The organism is Psychroflexus salis, assembly GCF_014640175.1.
In the GTDB taxonomy this organism is placed as follows: domain Bacteria; phylum Bacteroidota; class Bacteroidia; order Flavobacteriales; family Flavobacteriaceae; genus Psychroflexus; species Psychroflexus salis.
Window position 1 is genome coordinate 107,403 of sequence record NZ_BMGL01000011.1, and the last position, 16,694, is coordinate 124,096.

Annotated in this window: 21 protein-coding genes, 1 tRNA gene and 1 pseudogene; 16 read left to right on the forward strand and 7 right to left on the reverse strand. The window is 33.4% G+C overall.

Features of this window, described 5'->3' with window-relative positions; translation table 11 throughout:
• The first annotated feature begins 45 nt into the window (after positions 1–45).
• The 9 genes and pseudogenes from IEV63_RS10315 to IEV63_RS10355 all read left to right on the forward strand — a co-directional run bounded on the left by IEV63_RS10315 (position 46) and on the right by IEV63_RS10355 (position 6,867).
• Positions 46–1,005: a Fic family protein gene (locus IEV63_RS10315; RefSeq protein ID WP_188406734.1), complete on the forward strand. Its 960-nt coding sequence runs from the start codon at positions 46–48 to the stop codon at positions 1,003–1,005.
• Positions 1,006–1,315: 310 nt separating this feature from the next.
• Positions 1,316–2,389 (forward strand): 2Fe-2S iron-sulfur cluster-binding protein, encoded by a 1,074-nt coding sequence (locus tag IEV63_RS10320; protein ID WP_188406735.1) that lies wholly within the window; start codon positions 1,316–1,318, stop codon positions 2,387–2,389.
• Between the two features lie 203 nt (positions 2,390–2,592).
• Complete coding sequence (gene paaA / locus IEV63_RS10325; protein ID WP_229737230.1) at positions 2,593–3,576, forward strand: 1,2-phenylacetyl-CoA epoxidase subunit PaaA; 984 nt, start codon at positions 2,593–2,595, stop codon at positions 3,574–3,576.
• Between the two features lie 34 nt (positions 3,577–3,610).
• Positions 3,611–3,895 (forward strand): 1,2-phenylacetyl-CoA epoxidase subunit PaaB, encoded by a 285-nt coding sequence (gene paaB, locus IEV63_RS10330; RefSeq protein ID WP_188406736.1) that lies wholly within the window; start codon positions 3,611–3,613, stop codon positions 3,893–3,895.
• A 21-nt stretch (positions 3,896–3,916) separates the two neighbouring features.
• Entirely contained in the window at positions 3,917–4,672 is a 756-nt protein-coding gene (gene paaC, locus IEV63_RS10335) for a 1,2-phenylacetyl-CoA epoxidase subunit PaaC (protein WP_188406737.1), read from the forward strand.
• Positions 4,673–4,717: 45 nt separating this feature from the next.
• Complete coding sequence (locus tag IEV63_RS10340) at positions 4,718–4,936, forward strand: DUF433 domain-containing protein (RefSeq protein WP_188406738.1); 219 nt, start codon at positions 4,718–4,720, stop codon at positions 4,934–4,936.
• A 56-nt stretch (positions 4,937–4,992) separates the two neighbouring features.
• Positions 4,993–5,133: pseudogene (locus IEV63_RS13145) on the forward strand (DUF5615 family PIN-like protein); the annotation flags it as partial.
• A 158-nt stretch (positions 5,134–5,291) separates the two neighbouring features.
• Positions 5,292–5,792 (forward strand): 1,2-phenylacetyl-CoA epoxidase subunit PaaD, encoded by a 501-nt coding sequence (gene paaD / locus IEV63_RS10350; RefSeq protein ID WP_188406739.1) that lies wholly within the window; start codon positions 5,292–5,294, stop codon positions 5,790–5,792.
• 112 nt (positions 5,793–5,904) lie between these two features.
• Positions 5,905–6,867 carry a glycosyl transferase family 90 gene (locus IEV63_RS10355; RefSeq protein ID WP_188406740.1) on the forward strand — a complete coding sequence of 321 codons (963 nt, stop codon included), beginning with the start codon at positions 5,905–5,907 and terminating at the stop codon, positions 6,865–6,867.
• A 204-nt stretch (positions 6,868–7,071) separates the two neighbouring features.
• Here IEV63_RS10355 and IEV63_RS10360 read toward each other — a convergent pair whose 3' ends face one another.
• The 4 genes from IEV63_RS10360 to IEV63_RS10375 all read right to left on the reverse strand — a co-directional run bounded on the left by IEV63_RS10360 (position 7,072) and on the right by IEV63_RS10375 (position 10,122).
• Positions 7,072–7,389, reverse strand: coding sequence for a heavy metal-binding domain-containing protein (locus IEV63_RS10360; protein ID WP_188406741.1), 318 nt, complete (start codon positions 7,387–7,389; stop codon positions 7,072–7,074).
• Positions 7,390–7,438: 49 nt separating this feature from the next.
• Positions 7,439–8,413: a Gfo/Idh/MocA family protein gene (locus tag IEV63_RS10365; protein WP_188406742.1), complete on the reverse strand. Its 975-nt coding sequence runs from the start codon at positions 8,411–8,413 to the stop codon at positions 7,439–7,441.
• 7 nt (positions 8,414–8,420) lie between these two features.
• Positions 8,421–9,341 (reverse strand): SMP-30/gluconolactonase/LRE family protein, encoded by a 921-nt coding sequence (locus IEV63_RS10370; RefSeq protein WP_229737231.1) that lies wholly within the window; start codon positions 9,339–9,341, stop codon positions 8,421–8,423.
• Between the two features lie 82 nt (positions 9,342–9,423).
• A complete protein-coding gene (locus IEV63_RS10375; protein WP_188406743.1) occupies positions 9,424–10,122 on the reverse strand; it encodes a hypothetical protein in 699 nt (232 codons plus the stop codon).
• Positions 10,123–10,239: 117 nt separating this feature from the next.
• Here IEV63_RS10375 and IEV63_RS10380 point away from each other — a divergent pair, with 117 nt between their 5' ends.
• The 3 genes from IEV63_RS10380 to IEV63_RS13075 all read left to right on the forward strand — a co-directional run bounded on the left by IEV63_RS10380 (position 10,240) and on the right by IEV63_RS13075 (position 11,852).
• Positions 10,240–11,022, forward strand: a complete 783-nt coding sequence (locus IEV63_RS10380) for an enoyl-CoA hydratase-related protein (RefSeq protein WP_188406744.1) — start codon at positions 10,240–10,242, stop codon at positions 11,020–11,022.
• 136 nt (positions 11,023–11,158) lie between these two features.
• Entirely contained in the window at positions 11,159–11,368 is a 210-nt protein-coding gene (locus tag IEV63_RS10385) for a hypothetical protein (RefSeq protein WP_188406745.1), read from the forward strand.
• Between the two features lie 361 nt (positions 11,369–11,729).
• On the forward strand, positions 11,730–11,852 hold the full coding sequence (locus IEV63_RS13075) for a hypothetical protein (protein WP_262890064.1): 123 nt from the start codon (positions 11,730–11,732) through the stop codon (positions 11,850–11,852).
• A 257-nt stretch (positions 11,853–12,109) separates the two neighbouring features.
• Here the strand turns inward: IEV63_RS13075 and IEV63_RS10390 are convergent.
• Positions 12,110–12,191 (reverse strand) — tRNA-Leu (locus IEV63_RS10390).
• Between the two features lie 124 nt (positions 12,192–12,315).
• Here IEV63_RS10390 and IEV63_RS10395 point away from each other — a divergent pair.
• Positions 12,316–13,713, forward strand: a complete 1,398-nt coding sequence (locus tag IEV63_RS10395) for a dipeptidase (RefSeq protein WP_188406746.1) — start codon at positions 12,316–12,318, stop codon at positions 13,711–13,713.
• A 602-nt stretch (positions 13,714–14,315) separates the two neighbouring features.
• On the opposite strand, the gene IEV63_RS10400 is transcribed toward IEV63_RS10395, so the two are convergent.
• Positions 14,316–14,687: a helix-turn-helix domain-containing protein gene (locus IEV63_RS10400; RefSeq protein ID WP_188406747.1), complete on the reverse strand. Its 372-nt coding sequence runs from the start codon at positions 14,685–14,687 to the stop codon at positions 14,316–14,318.
• A 12-nt stretch (positions 14,688–14,699) separates the two neighbouring features.
• Positions 14,700–14,996 (reverse strand): type II toxin-antitoxin system HigB family toxin, encoded by a 297-nt coding sequence (locus IEV63_RS10405; RefSeq protein ID WP_188406748.1) that lies wholly within the window; start codon positions 14,994–14,996, stop codon positions 14,700–14,702.
• 119 nt (positions 14,997–15,115) lie between these two features.
• Between IEV63_RS10405 and IEV63_RS10410 the strand changes: the two genes are divergently transcribed.
• The 3 genes from IEV63_RS10410 to IEV63_RS10420 all read left to right on the forward strand — a co-directional run bounded on the left by IEV63_RS10410 (position 15,116) and on the right by IEV63_RS10420 (position 16,545).
• A complete protein-coding gene (locus tag IEV63_RS10410; RefSeq protein ID WP_188406749.1) occupies positions 15,116–15,286 on the forward strand; it encodes a hypothetical protein in 171 nt (56 codons plus the stop codon).
• A 73-nt stretch (positions 15,287–15,359) separates the two neighbouring features.
• Positions 15,360–16,094 (forward strand): GLPGLI family protein, encoded by a 735-nt coding sequence (locus IEV63_RS10415; protein WP_188406750.1) that lies wholly within the window; start codon positions 15,360–15,362, stop codon positions 16,092–16,094.
• Positions 16,095–16,104: 10 nt separating this feature from the next.
• Positions 16,105–16,545, forward strand: a complete 441-nt coding sequence (locus IEV63_RS10420) for a hypothetical protein (RefSeq protein WP_188406751.1) — start codon at positions 16,105–16,107, stop codon at positions 16,543–16,545.
• Positions 16,546–16,694 lie beyond the last annotated feature (149 nt).

Below are 16,694 nucleotides of genomic sequence, written 5' to 3' on the forward strand. Positions count from 1 at the left end.
AGTTAAAAATTTTTAATATCCGATAATAAGACGTACTTTTGTGGCATGTGGGAAATAAATTTGTCATACCGAGAAAAGTTACAACCCAGCTTTAATAGGCTTTACGAGAAGCGAGACCTGCTTCACGAAGCAAGACCATTGCCACAAATTGCCTTGCAAAAAATACAAGAAGCTTTATCAGTAGAGTGGACTTATAACTCTAATAGCATAGAAGGAAACACACTTACATTGCAAGAAACCCAATTGGTTTTACAAGAAGGTATTACTATAAAAGGTAAATCCTTACGCGAACATTTTGAAGCCAAAAATCACGAATTGGCATTACATCATCTCTATACTTTAGTTCGTGAAGATTACCAATTAAACGCAAGCGATATACTCGATTTGCACCGCTACGTTTTACGAAGCATCGAAGAAGATTATGCAGGAAGACTTCGCACCGGTGGTGTTCGTATTTCTGGAGCTAATTTTGTGCCGCCTAACGCGCGCAAAGTCTCAGATTTGCTCGATGAGCTTATTCAATTTGTGTTAGAAAACCCTTTGCAGCTCAACGATATTGAGTTGGCTACGGTTTTTCATCACAAGTTTGTTTGGATTCATCCTTTTTTCGATGGAAACGGCCGTACTGTTCGTTTAGTCATGAATTTACTTTTGCTTAAAGTGGGTTTTACGCCGGCCATTATTTTAAGTACCGACCGCAAAAAGTATTATTCGGCCTTAAATACTGCCAACAAAGGTAATTACTATAAGCTGAGTTTACTTATGGTACAGGCCTTAGAACGTACCATGAATATTTATATTGGTTCGCTACCCGATAACGATATGGGTTTTATGGAAATTTCTAATTTAGTTCAAGAAGAAAGCTTACCATATGGCCAAGAGTATATTAGTTTATTAGCTAGGCAAGGAAAAATTGATGCCTATAAAGAAGGCAGAAACTGGCTTACTACTGAAGAAGCCGTTTTAAATTATATCCATAATCGGGAAAGAAAAAGAGCATTATAAAAACTTCGCCAAATTTAATTTACAGGAAAGTTAAATTATAATTTGAGTAACTAGATTGTAAGATTACCGAAGACTTTTTTAGCCCCGATAGGAATGAAAAGCCTGTAAAGCTGAAAAGCTTAAATTTTTTGTTGTTGAAAAGCGACCGATAGGAAGCTCTTGAAATAACTTTAAAATTTTGCTTTTTAGCTGCGGACTTGTAAAGGATAGCGGGATTAGCTTCGTAAATAACTCCAAATACTAAATTTAACATCATTTTTTTGAAAGTAAAACTAACAATCGTTAGTTTTGTTTATATAATTACAATTACATGGCTAAATTTTTTCCATTAAAAGTTAATGATGTTTACAAAGAAACGGAGGATTGTTCGGTTGTTTCTTTTGAAATACCAAATCATTTAAAGCAGGAGTTTTCTTACACACCAGGACAGCATTTAACTTTAAAAAAAATAATTAATGGCGAAGATGTAAGAAGATCTTATTCTTTGTGCTCAAGCCCATTAGATAATGAATGGAGAGTAGCTGTGAAGCAAATTTTTGAAGGTAAATTTTCGACTTACATCAACCAAGAATTAAAAAAAGATGAGGTAATTGAAGTGATGCCGCCATCGGGAGATTTTGGAGTTGATGTAGATGAAAAAGCTAGTAAAAACTACTTGTTTTTTGCGGCAGGTAGTGGTATTACACCAGTTTTGTCGATGCTTAAAACGCATTTAGCTAAAGAACCTAATGCAAATTGTAAATTATTCTATTTGAATAAGAACGCAAAATCCATTATTTTTAAGGAAGAAATTGAACAGTTGCGGAATCAGTTTTTTGGTAGATTGGAAATCTTTTATTTTTTAACCCGTGAACAGCGCGACATCGAATTATTGAACGGAAGATTTACACCAGCAAAAATTCAGCAATTAGCTTTGCAAGTTTTTGATGTAGAGGAAGTAAACGATGTATTTATTTGCGGTCCAGAAGAAATGATTTTTATGATTCAGAATGAATTAGTTAATTTAGGTTTACCTAAGAATCATATTCATTTTGAACTTTTTGTTTCGGGTTTAAGTGAAGCAGATAAAAAACGAGCAGAAGCAGCCATGGCCAAACGCAAAGATGGAACCCAAATAACCATTTTAGATGGTGGAAAGGAGTTTCACTTTGCAATGACTAAAGATTATGACAATATTCTAGATGCTGCTTTGGCAGCAGGAGCAGATTTGCCATTTGCTTGTAAAGGTGGAGTTTGTAGCACTTGTAAATGTCAGGTAAAAAAAGGCAATGTAGAGATGAAATTAAATTACGCGCTAGAGAAAGATGAGGTAGCACAAAATTATGTGTTAAGTTGTCAAGCGGTTCCAACTTCGGAAAATCTAGTGGTAGATTTTGATGTGTAAGTTGGTGTTTAGCGTTAACGATGAAGAATTGAGTATTTAGAACAAAAAAAAAGAACAAAGAAGTTAGACTTTGCGTTCTCTGCGACTCTGAGGTGAAATTAGCTATAAGGAATAAAAATACTATCGCTAAAGTAAAAATGGCTTTAATTGATTAACAGAATAGCCATAAGTATTAAAAATTAAGATGAAAAAAATAATTTGCTATGAAAAATAATGAAAATATGAAAGAACAAGAAAAGCAAACTAAAAGTTTAGAAGAAGTATTTGAAGCTAAAATAGCTCGAGATGAAAAAATTGAGCCTAAGGATTGGATGCCAGAAAAATACAGGAAAACGCATATTCGTCAAATTTCTCAGCACGCTCATTCTGAAATTGTAGGTATGCTACCCGAAGGTAATTGGATTACCCGAGCTCCTTCATTAAGAAGAAAAGTTGCTTTATTGGCTAAAGTTCAAGATGAAGCTGGTCATGGATTATACTTGTATTCAGCTTGTGAAACTTTAGGGATTTCTAGAGAAGAAATGTATGAGCAATTGCATTCTGGAAAGGCTAAATATTCTAGTATTTTTAATTATCCAACGCTAACTTGGGCCGATATGGGAGCCATTGGTTGGTTGGTAGATGGAGCAGCAATTATTAATCAGGTGCCACTTTGTAATACCTCGTTTGGACCTTACGCCCGAGCTATGGTGAGAGTTTGTAAGGAAGAAAGTTTTCATCAACGTCAAGGTTATGAAATTATGATGACACTTTGCAATGGAACTCAAGAACAAAAAGAAATGGCGCAAGACGCTTTAAATCGATGGTGGTGGCCATCTTTAATGATGCTTGGTCCAACAGACGATGAGTCTACGCACACCGAACAATCCATGAAATGGAAACTGAAACGAAAAACTAACGATGAGTTACGTCAGCAATTTATCGACCAAACCGTACCACAAGCTGATATTTTAGGCTTGACTATTCCTGATGCTGATTTAAAATACAATAATGATACGGGGCATTATGACTTTGGTGAAATTGATTGGGAAGAGTTTTGGCAAGTTGTAAAAGGTCATGGTATGTGTAACAAAGAGCGTATTTCGGCTAGAAAAAATGCTTGGGAAAATGGTAAATGGGTTCGCGATGCAGCTGTTGCTTATGCTGAAAAACAAGCTGAAAAACAAGCTGTGAAAAAAGCAGTGTAATTTATTTGCTTAATAAATCTATAAATTAAAAATTATGAATAAAGACTGGCCTTTATGGGAAGTATTTGTAAGAAGTAAAAACGGATTAGAACATCGCCATTTTGGAAGTTTGCGTGCAGCAGATGCAGAAATGGCAATTAATAATGCTCGAGATGTTTACACTAGAAGAAGTGAAGGCGTTAGTATTTGGGTGGTTGAATCGAAAAATATTACTGCATCTAATCCAGAACATAATGGTGAATTGTTTGAACCAGCAGCAGATAAAGCTTATCGTCATCCTACGTTTTACGATTTACCAGACGATATAGAACACATGTAATTTTAGCTAATTTTTAGCCTTATGACAAACGAAAATTTAATTCAATATATATACAGCATAGCCGATAATTCTTTAATTCTCGGTCAGCGATTAGGCGAACTTTGCGGACATGGTCCTACTTTAGAAACGGATATAGCTATAACGAACATCGCCTTAGATTTATTGGGGCAAACACGAAGTTACTACCAATATGTTGCCGAACTTAGTAAAGAAGACTTAACCGAAGATGATGTAGCTTTTTTAAGAAAAGAACGCGAGTATAAAAATGTATTATTGGTTGAGCAACCTAATACTGACTTTGCATATATTATAGCTCGACAGTACTTTTTTGATGTGTATCATTTTCTTTTATTAGAAAAAATGATGGATTCTAAAAATGTAAACTTACAGGCTATTGCCAAAAAAAGTATGAAGGAAGTTGCTTATCATAAACGTTTTTCGGGAGATTGGTTGAAACGACTAGGCGACGGGACCGAAGAAAGTCATCAAAAAATGCAACAAGCAGTAAAGGATTTATGGGTCTACACCGACGAATTATTTCATATGAATGAAGACGATGAAATTGTTACAAAAGCTGGTTTTGGAATAGATAATGCAGCATTAAAAGATGCCTATTACCAAGAGATTGAAGCTTTGTTAAAAGAATCGACTATTGAAATACCAACTACATCGTATTTTCAAAAAGGTGGTAAAAAAGGAATTCATACGGAGCATATGGGATACATTTTAGCAGATATGCAATACATGCAACGAACCTATCCAGATATGAAGTGGTAAGATTTAGTTTTCAAGAAAATTCTTAACTTTATAAAAATTAAGATGATGAAGTATAAAAAATATATAGAAGTTGACACTAGTAAAAGATTTGGAAAACCAATTTTAATTGGCACAAGAATTTCTGTTTATGATGTTCTAAATTGGTTAGCAAATGGAATGTGCCAATCTGAAATTTCAGCTGATTTTCCTGAGTTGAATCAAAAATTGATTAGCGCCTGCTTATTTTACGCTGCAGAAAAAGAAAACAGAACAAGAGTTGCTTAATGAAACTCTTATTTGATCAAAATATTTCTTTTAGAATTTAAAAGCTACTAGAAAACGATTTTCATTTTTGTGAACAAGTAAGAACTCTGGGTTTAGATAATGAAAGCGATTTCGCAATTTGGACTTTTGCCAAAGAGAATAATCATACCATTTTTACTTTTGATGCGGATTTTTTTGATGTTTCTAATATTAATTGACATCCACCTAAAATAATTTGGCTGAAAACTGGAAATTTAATTACAAAAAACATTGCCAAATTACTCGTTAAAAACAGTAATTTGATTAAAGAATTTGTCTGTGATAAAGCTTATAAAGAGCTGAGCTTTCTTCAATTGAACCATTAGCTAAAAAATAAATGAACACAATACAAAACATTGACCATAAATTATATTCAATTTTAAAATCAGTTCCTGATCCTGAAATACCAGTTCTTTCAATAATTGATTTAGGTGTTGTGCGTTCTGCTGTATTACTTGATAATGATAAAGTGAAAGTAGAAATTACACCAACCTACAGCGGTTGCCCTGCCATGGATGTAATTGGAGACGATGTAAAAAAAGCATTGTTAAATAATGGCTATGTGCCCGAAGTGAAACTTATTTTATCTCCAGCTTGGACAACCGATTGGATGACCGATGAAGGGAAAACAGCTTTAAAAGAATACGGTATTGCACCACCTACAGATGCTGAAACCGATAAGCAAGCTTTGCTTGGAAATAAGCAAGTCATTGCTTGCCCACAATGCGAATCTAAAAACACTAAACTCGTTAGTCAGTTTGCTTCAACTGCTTGTAAAGCTATGTTTAAATGTCAAGATTGCGAAGAAACATTTGATTACTTTAAGTGTTTGATTTAAAGTAAAACCTTCTTTTTAACGGAGTATTATTTTCAGTTTAAACAATACTTTTTCAATCATTCTCAATTGCAAGTTTTTATTTAATTTTACCATTCAATTTTAATTTGCATTAATGAATTCTCCAATTGTTTTCAATAACGGTAAAAATCCCAAGTGGAAATATTATTTAGAGCAGTACAGTCTTCGCTTATTGCCCAATTTTATATACCGTAATCGAACTAAAAAACTTTTGGAAAATGTAAGTTCTCGCAAAGATTACCCACAATTAATGCAACGCGTTAATTATTATAACAAATTAGAAGAAAAAACTGCTTTAAAAAATCCGGTTTCCATAGCCGATTTCAAATTAAAAGACATCGACCAAAAAGTTTATTTTTTTGATGCTTACCAAACTTTACGTGGATTTCCAGAACATTACCAATTTTGTCATGAATTTGGCGATGTGGTGCACATTCCAGAAACCCCTTCCATTTTAAAAAGTCGCCCGATTAGCGATGATAACCAAAATTCAGTAGTACTTAAATTAAATCGCGTACGTCATTTTGTGTATATCAAAAAAGATCAATCCTTTCAGCAAAAGAAAAACAAATTGGTGTTTCGGGGCAAAGTTACCTACAAAGAGCAACGCCGTAAGTTTTTTGAAATGTACTTCAAGCATCCTATGTGCGATTTGGGTGATACCCAGCAAAAAAAAATCAATCCAGACGAATGGAAGGTAAAAAAAACCAGCATTCATTATTTGTTACAATACAAATTTATCTTAGCCATCGAAGGTATCGATGTGGCGAGTAATCTTAAATGGGTGATGTCTTCAAACTCATTAGCCGTTATGCCTAAACCTAGTTTCGAAACCTGGTTTATGGAAGCTAAACTCATTCCCAATTACCATTATGTAGAAATAAAACCCGATTTTTCCGATGTAGAAGAACGTTTAAATTACTATATCGAACACGAAGATGAAGCTTTACAAATCATTAAAAATGCAAATGAATATGTAAAGCAATTTCAAGATAAAGAGCGGGAAGAACTTATTTCACTTTTAGTAATGCAGAAGTATTTTAAAATGACGAATTAGAATCCTGCTAAAAATTTGGCGGTTACCCCGTTTACAAAATTCGTTAGTTATAGCATTATTTATCATATCGGGGTCGGGCCTGCCTTCCAAGGAACTCAGGCAGGCTTTCGTCAGTCGCTTTCCTTTGCCTTGTTTTGGCAAAGCAAGAGCTCCAACAAAGCCTCCATCCCTAACCGAAATTGGAACTTTAATTTAAATTCTCAATTAAACTTTTACAGCCGTTCCCGAAGCGGTAACCATCAACATTCCGTTAGCTTTACCAAGTGTTTCATAGTCTAAGTCTACACCTACAATGGCGTTAGCTCCTAAATTTGCTGCTTTCTGTTCCATTTCTCGTAAAGCGGTTTCTTTAGCTTCCCGCAACACTTTTTCGTAAGAAGATGAGCGTCCACCTACCAAATCGGTTATACTAGCAAACAAATCTTTAAAAAGGTTGGCGCCAATAATGGTTTCTCCGGTTACAATACCTAAATATGCATTAATTTGTTTTCCTTCAATTGTATTTGTGGTTGTAATGATCATGATTGTTTATTTGGATTATACGTATAAAATTTTTCAAAAATGTTACAAATTAATAAGTCAATTTAATTTCCTTTTTTATAAAATCTAAGGTTTCAGCTAAATCTAAACTAAACTTCAAAGGCAACAAATCGCTTTCTATTTTTCCTTTTTTTATACAGGAATTTACTTCTTCAATTTCATGAATATATCCATTACCTTGGTATGGCAGCTCAATTTTTTCAGTAGAGTTTCTATTTTCATCGTAAATCTCCATCAATTCACATTGGTGAAAGCGGCTGTGTAACTTTATACTTCCTTTTGTTCCAAATAGTTCGGCTTCACTTGGCGTTGTGTTTTCAAATGTAGATTTTAAGTTTGCTTTTCCGCCAGTTGCATAATTAAAAAGCATGTGGCAAGAAGCATCAACCTGAGTTGGTGCTTTTCTAGCTAGGGCAATTATATCATTTGGTTTTCCTAAACACAATAAGCTCAAAAAAACAGGATAAATACCGATATCTAGTAAAGAACCACCGCCTAAAGCTTTATTAAAAAGTCTACTGTTTTCATCGTATTTAGGTTTAAAACCAAAGTCAGCTTCAACTGAAATGAGCCTGCCAATTTTGCTTTTCTGTAAAAGTTCAAGCAACTTTTTAGTAGATGGCATAAATCGTGTCCAAATACCTTCCATTAAAAAGCAATTTTGCGCTTTAGCTTCATTAATTAATGTTTGAGTTTGATTTAAATTTAGACACATAGGTTTTTCACATAAAACGTGTTTTTTAGCTTGTAAGCATTTCATAGCCCATTCAAAATGAAATGCGTGTGGCGTGGCAATATAAATAATGTTAACTTCTTTGTCTTCAATTAATTTAGTATAACTAGCATATGCCTTTTTTGCTTGAAACTGATAGGCAAATTGATTGGCTTTTTCTTGCGATCGAGAAGCTACTGCATAAAGTTGGCAAGCTTCAACTCCTACTAAATCTTCAGCAAAAACTTGAGCCATTTTCCCTAAACCGATAATTCCCCAATTTAGTTTTTTCATCTTTCAATTAATTTACGCCTTTAGCATCGAGCTTTATTTTGTAGATAGATGTTCGAGCTGTAATAAACAACTCATCCAGATTTTTTCCACCAAAACATACATTCGATGGTTGCTGAGGTAAAGCAATAGAATAAAATAAATCTCCATTTTTATTGAATACATCAATGGCTTTTTTATCGGTTGTTGTCAAATAAATACTTCCGTTTTGATCGATGGTCATGCCGTCGCCACCTAGGTTTGTAAATAAAGTTTTATTCGATAAGCTTCCGTTTTCTTGAATTGTATAGCTAAATGTTTTATCGTCGCCATGATCTGTAACGTATAAGGTTTTTCCATTGGGTGTTCCAATTAATCCGTTAGGTTTTACCAAATCTGTAATAACCTGTATTGTTTCGTTTTCAGAATTTACATAATACACATGCATTCCACCTTGATGCAAAGCTGGATTTTCGTTGTATTCGGGGTCAGTAAAATAAGCACCACCTTTGGCATCTGGCCAAATATCATTGGGTTGATTAAAGCGTTTTCCTTGATATTTTGAAGCCACAACTTCATAATTGGCATCTGGACTAATTCTAGTTATTCTTCCTTCCCAGCCTTCACATATGAATAAATTTTGATTTTCATCAAAAAACAAGCCGTTAGCACCACCAGACTCTTCTCTAAATAGTTCCATTTCTCCATTTACCGTCCATATCCAAATTTTTGCTTCAGGAATATCTGTGAAATATACATTTCCTTCAGCGTCAACCGCAGGTCCTTCGGTAAATTTAAAATTGTTGGCGAGTTCCTCAACGTTGTAATTCATTTTAACTTCAACAGATTCGGGCTGTTCTTTGTTTTGATTTCCATTTTCAGACATGTCTTTAGTTTTATTTTGGCATGATAAAAAAGAGATAGCAAACAGTAGAATTAGATATTTTCTCATGTAATTAGGTTTTAGATATAGGTTTAGGTAAAATTACAACATTTTGGCTCCTTGGTAGAAATATGATTTTAAATGAATTAGACTAAAACAATTTCCACATCACCCCGAATTGTGGGAAACTGATGAAATTATCTAAGCTATTATTAAATTGAACTCCTTCATCATATCCAAAAAAGTTATTTTCGGAATTGGTATAAGTTACTAAATCGAAAAATTTAGCATAAAATATCCAATCAGGACTAATCATAAAATTCAAGTTGAGATGCAAGCCACTTTTGAAATAAGTGTGGTATGTATTGCTAACTTCGATGTTTGAAGAAGTAAATTTATTTTCTAAATAATGAATTCCAAAATCGATTTCACTACTGATATATAAGATGTTTTTTACATTAAGAAAATAGTATTCTCCTTGTAAGCCTGTAAAGTAATTATTTTTGTTTTGCTGAAAGTCGATTTGTTTGTTTTCAAATTCATCTAAAGCCAAACCCAGATGAAAACCAACAGAAAGCTGATCTTGTATAAAAACTTGAAATTTTGGTTGAAAAATAAATCCAAAGCTTCTGCGATTTTCGTCTGTTAATAAAAAAGGATCTTCAAAATCGGCTAAATTTGAATTCATTAAACTTAATCCAAGATTAAGGTCTAGCCAATGCGTTCCTTTTTCAACAAGATAAGAACTGTTATTCAGTTGATTATTGTTTGTATTTTGAGCAATTAAGGAAAAACTTAACAAACTAAAAATACTAGCAAAAAAGGTATATTTAATAGAATTAATGCTCATTGTATATTTTTTTACAATTTAATGTATTGTGAAGATTTATCTTCAATTTTAAATTTAAAATTTTGCTAAATAGGTTTATCAAGATTAGTATATTTAATGCTCAAAACAAAAATTAGAATGGAGAAGAGTATTTTAACGCAGATCGAAGGTAAAGTAGCTTATATTAAGTTTAACCGACCTAAAAAATTTAATAGTTTTAATCGCGAAATGGCTTTGTTGTTTCAAGACGAGTTAAAAGCTTGCGCAGAAAATAAGGCGGTTCGAGCCGTGGTTTTAACCGGAGAAGGCAAGGCTTTTTGTGCAGGTCAAGATTTACAAGAAGTAACCGACCCAGAATTAAATCCAGGGTTTAAAAAGATATTAGAAGAACATTACAATCCGATTGTAGCTTTAATTCGCTCGCTTCCCAAGCCAGTAATTGCGGCTGTAAATGGTGTAGCAGCTGGTGCAGGTGCTAATTTAGCTTTGGCTTGCGATTTGGTAGTGGCTAACGAAAAGGCCAGTTTTATTCAAGCTTTTAGCAAAATAGGATTAATACCCGATTCGGGCGGAACTTTTTTCTTACCACGCTTAGTCGGATTTCAACGCGCTTTAGGTTTGGCCATGTTAGGCGACAAAGTAGATGCTATTGAAGCGGAACGCATGGGAATGATTTACACCTATTTTTCGTCTGAAACTTTTGAAGATGAAGTGCAAAAATTGGCAACAAAACTCGCTAACATGCCTACTCAGGCTTTAGCCCATATTAAATCTGCTTATAATGAATCTATGCATAATTCATTAGCAAATCAATTGGCATTAGAATCTAAGTTACAAATCGCATCCGCTCAAACCCAGGATTATAAGGAAGGTGTTGCAGCTTTTATGGAGAAGCGTAAACCTGAGTTTAAAGGGGAGTAGGAAATTCATTAGGCTTAATTCAATATTTAATTTATTGAAACAAATTATTAATGGGTTGTAAAAAAGATTCAGTTGTAATTTAATTCATTGCGTATTAAACTTAAATTGTATATTTACCTTGATTAAAATTTTAGTTATGAGCACCTTAAAAATCCGCGAAGAACTTTATAAATATATTGAAATAGGCGATAAAAGTTTTTTAGAAGCTCTTTATAAATCAGCAAATTCATATATTGAACAAAAGAAATTGGATATGATGATTGATGAAGGTGAAGAAGATATTCTAGCAGGCAGGACTTATTCAATAGAAGAAGCTAAGGAAATATTAGATCATTGGGAAGAATAGTCAAGCCTGTAGAATTAACCAAAAGAGCTTTAAAAGATTTAAAAAAAGTATAGCGATTTAATAAAAATCTACATGGTGATATTAAAGCTTAAGAAATCTTAGATGATATTTTTGATCAACTTGAAATTTTAGAAAACCCTAAAATCAATCTCACGAAAATGGGTGCTTTAGATGATAACTTTTCTCATCTGAAACATGAATATAGAAAATTGATTATTCAACATTGCAAAATCACTTATCGAGAAGGAAACTCTAAAATTTACGTTATAAGAATTTTTGATACACGTCAAAACCCTAATAAAAATAAATAAACAACAATAATTTAAGATCTTTTTGTTTTTCCATATCAAATTTAAAAAATATGGCCGAAGCTGAAATGAATAAAATAAAACTAGAAATCATTCAATTTATTCTGAATTGTGATGATGAAGCAGTTTTATCAAAATTTGAAAATGTTTTAAAAGAAGTAACAAATAAGAAGTAAAAAGAACACTAACTTCAAGAATCCCGTCTTGAGAAAAGTTGACAGGTTCAGCACAGGCTTCTCGTCTATCCGCAAGTCTCAATAAATTATATTATAATAAAAAAAGCCCTTCAACTTCATGAAGAGCTTTTAACTAAGTGCGGGCGGAGAGACTCCCTTCGGCAAGCTCAGGATAAACTTCTCGTCTCTTCGCAAGTCTCAATAAATTTTATTATATAAAAAAAGCCCTTCAACTTCATGAAGAGCTTTTAATTAAGTGCGGGCGGAGAGACTCGAACTCTCACACCTCGCGGCACTAGATCCTAAGTCTAGCGTGTCTACCAATTCCACCACGCCCGCATTTTCAATACAAATCGCAAGTTGATTTTTGCGAGTGCAAATATATATAAAGAAAAGAATTTAAAAGAATTTCATGATATAAAAAATTTGATATTTTGTATATTTCAAGCATAAATCAAATTTTATGCAATCACCCAGAAATTATATTGAAGAAAACAAACAAGGTTTTATCAACGAATTGATTGACTTACTTAAAATTCCATCGGTTTCAGCCGATCCACACTACAAAAAAGAAGTACTGTTAACTGCCGAAGAAGTACAAAAACGACTTCAAGAAGCAGGATGCGATACGGTTGAAATCTGTGAAACTCCAGGTTATCCTATTGTCTATGGCGAAAAGATAATCGATAAAAACTTACCAACTGTGCTCGTTTATGGTCATTACGATGTGCAACCGCCAGATCCCATCGATTTATGGAATTCGCCACCATTCGAACCGGTGATTCAAAAAACAGAATTGCATCCCGAAGGTGCGATTTTTGCCCGTGGAGCTTGCGACGATAAAGGGCAAATGTACATGCACGTAAAAGCTATGGAATTCATGACTAAAAACAATGTGCTCCCTTGTAACGTTAAATTCATGATCGAAGGCGAAGAAGAAGTTGGCAGCGAAAGTTTAGAATGGTTTTTAAGTCGTAACCAAGAGAAATTAAGCAACGATGTTATTCTCATTTCCGACACCGGAATGATTAGCAAAGATGCACCTTCCATAACCACAGGTTTGCGTGGTTTAAGCTATATAGAAGTAGAAGTTACTGGTCCTAATCGTGATTTGCATTCCGGATTGTACGGTGGAGCAGTGGCCAATCCGATAAACATTCTCACACAAATGATTGCCCAACTAACCGACGAAAATAACCACATCACCATTCCCGGATTTTACGATCAAGTAGAAGATTTAAGCCAAGAAGAACGTTCAAGAATGGCAGAAGCGCCGTTCAATTTAGAAAATTATAAAAAATCAATCGGTATTAGCAATATCCATGGCGAAGCCACTTATACTACTAACGAACGCAATTCCATTCGTCCAACCTTAGATGTCAACGGAATTTGGGGCGGTTACACTGGCGAAGGTGCAAAAACCGTAATTCCGAGTAAAGCCTATGCCAAAATTTCCATGCGATTAGTACCCAACCAAGATTGGAAAGAAATTACCCAACTCTTTAAAAAACACTTCGAAAGTTTAGCGCCCGATAGTGTAAAAGTAGAAGTAAAACCCCATCATGGCGGACAAGCCTACGTTACGCCCATCGACGGAATTGAATACCAAGCCGCCGATAAAGCTTTTCAGGAAACCTTTGGTAAATCGGCCATTCCACAGCGCAGTGGTGGTAGTATCCCCATCGTTTCTATGTTCGAGAAAAATTTGGGCAGCAAAACCATACTTATGGGATTTGGCTTAGATACCGATGCCATTCACAGTCCCAACGAACATTTTGGCATTTGGAATTACTTAAAAGGCATCGAAACCATTCCGTATTTTTATAAACATTTTACAGATTTATTCCAAAAGAATAAGTAAGATTTGAGCGTTGCGCCAACTAAAGCTTGGCGCCAGGCTATACATTACAATCCGTTGTGTAAAAGCCAAAAAAATAAATAACTTTGGGCAAGAGCTTCTATCGTCGCTTTGCCTAAAGTTATTTTTTAAGACTTTTTCTTTACGGGATTTTCATTCCTATCCCTAACGCACAACTAAATTATGGAAGTGAAAACAATTGATTATCAAGTTAATATATACACTTAAATTAATTTTTTAATAGTAAAAAGCTTGTCTGTTATGTTTTTTTTTTTTGCTATGTAATGCTAACCAAAAAAAATTGTCAATCTTCTTATAATTAATTTAAAAAAGAGACTGCTCCTACAAGGTAGAAGCAGTCACCAATTTTAGACATGAAAAACCACATCCTTTCAGAATTACAAAGATAAGTTTTTCATGAGACATTTACTAAGTTGTATGTACAATAATATACTACTTGTGTGCATGTTTTCCGTCTCGCGCATAACGAAAGTGGCGACTTAAAATGCGCAAACTTTTCGGTTAAACTTTAATTTTCTAAAAATACAAAAATCTCTCGTTTCAGCATTAAATACGCCATTTTTGTTATGCGCTGTTACCCTTTGTTATTTTTTCACGAGTTGATAATTATTCACTAAAACCGAAGCTGAAATTTGAAGTATTCGTTCCAATTCTCTTATCATTTCAACAGTCAATTTCTTTTTCCGATTTAAGATTTCAGATACTCGGCTCTTTCCGCCAATTACACCAACTAAATCCTTTTGACGCATATTCAGTTCTTCCATTCGGATTTTTATCGCTTCAATCGGATCAGGAGATTCAATTGGGTAATGTTCATTTTCGTAGTTCTCAATCATTAAAGAGAGAATCTCAGCTTCATCACCTTCCTTTGTATCAGTAGGAGCATCAAAAATTACTTCTAAACGGTCAAGAGCGTTTCGGTAATCTGTTTCGTTTTTAATAGGTCTTAAATTCATAATCAATTGTATTTAAATCGTGTCAGCGTTTATTTTATCATATTCAGGGTGAGTTCCGATAAATCGAATAAATGCCCATTGTTTTTCGTAATTAAATTTGACTACAAGTCGGTAGGAGTTTCCTCTTATGTTGAAAACAACTCGACCATTTTTAAGAATGCTTGCTGAAACATAAGTTTGCTTAACATCGTTTGGAGAAAACCATTTGGAGCTTTTTGCCGTATCATACCAAGTTTTCAAATACTGTTCGGAATCAGCGTGTTTTTCCCAAAATTCTCTAAGTGTACTTTTCGCAATTATTCGTTTCATCAGTCAAATTATAGAACAAATATACAATAAGTTCTCAAATATTGAACTGAAGCGGATTTTTTTTATAATAAAGGGTAACAACTTTTAAAAAGGGATATTTAATTTTTGGACTGAGTTTAATGGGTGCAATTTTCTTTACAAACACGAGTAATGCAATTGACAATTCATATTATGGAGACTGTGAACACGTTTTTACATTCCGATATAATCAGGCTGTTTTAGGTGGAATGGACCATGCCATGGCTAAAAGATCTGCACAGATTTTTTATGACTTGTGTATGATGGATTAATTCATTAAATTATAGCCAAATAACTTACCCAATTATTATGAAGCTAATTGGGTAAGCTTATTATTTAATTACAATGAACATTTACAAGTATCTACTTATTCTTATTGTCTGTTTTACAGGATATACTCAAAGAAGTGGTGAAGTAACTTATGGCGTAAAAGTTAAAGTGAATGATTCTATACCAAGTGAAAAAACACCTTGGCAAGAATCTGTACAAAAACTAGCTGATGTAGTTGATTTTAAATTGCTTTTCACAGAAGACCTTGCCTATTTTGAAATTTTAAATAACAAACAATACGAGCAAGTGCTAAGTTCTTTTCAAACAAATCATCCAAGGATAAAAAGTTCAACTTATTTACCTGCATTGTACTTTAAGTATGAAGGACAGATTTGGCAAAAAAAAATAGCTAATTATCGTTTTATACCTAAAAAAATGAATATTGATAATTGTATCCGAAAGGAGCCAATGCCTAGCAATTGGGTAATTACAGATGAAAGTCAAGAAGTTTTAGGTTATACTTGTAAAAAAGCTAACTTAATGACTAGTTTTTTTCATAAAGATGAAATGAAAAGATATCACATACGAGTAAGTGTATGGTTTACAGAAGAAATACCTTATAGTTACGGACCTAATAATTTTAATGGTTTACCAGGTTTAGTTTTAAAATATGAAGATATTTACTTCGATTATGTAGCTAAAAAAATTAGCTTAAAAAAAGTACAAATACCGAAGATGCCTGATAATTATCTTACCTATACATCAGAAGAATATAGAGAATTGTGGGAAAAAGAAATGAAGAACTTCTAAAAAAAATAATATGAAGAACGCACTTTTTATTATAACCAGCTTTTGCTTTTTGTATGCTACATTTAGCAATGCACAAGCACATGGAGTTGCAACTTACTCTGTTTCTGTTGTAGAAAATGAAGATGACATTATACAACAGCAAATGAAATCTATTGCCCCAGATATTTTAGATTATGTTAGCGATTTAAGTTTTCAACTTTATTTTAAAAATAAAAAATCTTATTTCAGCTTAGAAGACAAATTGTATAGAAATCAAATTATTGCTGACGCAGCGAGTCTAATTGCCCATTACGCAAATCCAATTGTAAAAATAGCAGATAAAACATATTATCAAAATGCAAGAAATAGTTTTGAAAATCCTAATAAATGGGTATCTTCAGAAATAAAAAACAACTGGGAAATTACACAAGAAACTAAACTAATCAATAATTATACACCTGAGTTCGATTAATATTTTTGAAGGTTTTATTGCATAAAAAAAGAAATAGCTTTATATTTAAAGTGTTGAAATTCAAATATATAAAAGCTATTTCTTATGTTATCTTACAGCAAAATTACTGATATTTTTTGTCTTGTCGATGAGTTCACTCAACAATTTAC

What these genes read in the sequence shown, in the direction of transcription:
- IEV63_RS10315 (WP_188406734.1), top strand. Translation starts at nt 46, where the DNA reads ATGTGGGAAATAAATTTGTCATACCGAGAAAAGTTACAACCCAGCTTT.
- IEV63_RS10320 (WP_188406735.1), top strand. Translation starts at nt 1,316, where the DNA reads ATGGCTAAATTTTTTCCATTAAAAGTTAATGATGTTTACAAAGAAACG.
- paaA (WP_229737230.1), top strand. Translation starts at nt 2,593, where the DNA reads ATGAAAAATAATGAAAATATGAAAGAACAAGAAAAGCAAACTAAAAGT.
- paaB (WP_188406736.1), top strand. Translation starts at nt 3,611, where the DNA reads ATGAATAAAGACTGGCCTTTATGGGAAGTATTTGTAAGAAGTAAAAAC.
- paaC (WP_188406737.1), top strand. Translation starts at nt 3,917, where the DNA reads ATGACAAACGAAAATTTAATTCAATATATATACAGCATAGCCGATAAT.
- IEV63_RS10340 (WP_188406738.1), top strand. Translation starts at nt 4,718, where the DNA reads ATGAAGTATAAAAAATATATAGAAGTTGACACTAGTAAAAGATTTGGA.
- paaD (WP_188406739.1), top strand. Translation starts at nt 5,292, where the DNA reads ATGAACACAATACAAAACATTGACCATAAATTATATTCAATTTTAAAA.
- IEV63_RS10355 (WP_188406740.1), top strand. Translation starts at nt 5,905, where the DNA reads ATGAATTCTCCAATTGTTTTCAATAACGGTAAAAATCCCAAGTGGAAA.
- IEV63_RS10360 (WP_188406741.1), bottom strand. Translation starts at nt 7,389, where the DNA reads ATGATCATTACAACCACAAATACAATTGAAGGAAAACAAATTAATGCA.
- IEV63_RS10365 (WP_188406742.1), bottom strand. Translation starts at nt 8,413, where the DNA reads ATGAAAAAACTAAATTGGGGAATTATCGGTTTAGGGAAAATGGCTCAA.
- IEV63_RS10370 (WP_229737231.1), bottom strand. Translation starts at nt 9,341, where the DNA reads ATGAGAAAATATCTAATTCTACTGTTTGCTATCTCTTTTTTATCATGC.
- IEV63_RS10375 (WP_188406743.1), bottom strand. Translation starts at nt 10,122, where the DNA reads ATGAGCATTAATTCTATTAAATATACCTTTTTTGCTAGTATTTTTAGT.
- IEV63_RS10380 (WP_188406744.1), top strand. Translation starts at nt 10,240, where the DNA reads ATGGAGAAGAGTATTTTAACGCAGATCGAAGGTAAAGTAGCTTATATT.
- IEV63_RS10385 (WP_188406745.1), top strand. Translation starts at nt 11,159, where the DNA reads ATGAGCACCTTAAAAATCCGCGAAGAACTTTATAAATATATTGAAATA.
- IEV63_RS13075 (WP_262890064.1), top strand. Translation starts at nt 11,730, where the DNA reads ATGGCCGAAGCTGAAATGAATAAAATAAAACTAGAAATCATTCAATTT.
- IEV63_RS10395 (WP_188406746.1), top strand. Translation starts at nt 12,316, where the DNA reads ATGCAATCACCCAGAAATTATATTGAAGAAAACAAACAAGGTTTTATC.
- IEV63_RS10400 (WP_188406747.1), bottom strand. Translation starts at nt 14,687, where the DNA reads ATGAATTTAAGACCTATTAAAAACGAAACAGATTACCGAAACGCTCTT.
- IEV63_RS10405 (WP_188406748.1), bottom strand. Translation starts at nt 14,996, where the DNA reads ATGAAACGAATAATTGCGAAAAGTACACTTAGAGAATTTTGGGAAAAA.
- IEV63_RS10410 (WP_188406749.1), top strand. Translation starts at nt 15,116, where the DNA reads ATGGGTGCAATTTTCTTTACAAACACGAGTAATGCAATTGACAATTCA.
- IEV63_RS10415 (WP_188406750.1), top strand. Translation starts at nt 15,360, where the DNA reads ATGAACATTTACAAGTATCTACTTATTCTTATTGTCTGTTTTACAGGA.
- IEV63_RS10420 (WP_188406751.1), top strand. Translation starts at nt 16,105, where the DNA reads ATGAAGAACGCACTTTTTATTATAACCAGCTTTTGCTTTTTGTATGCT.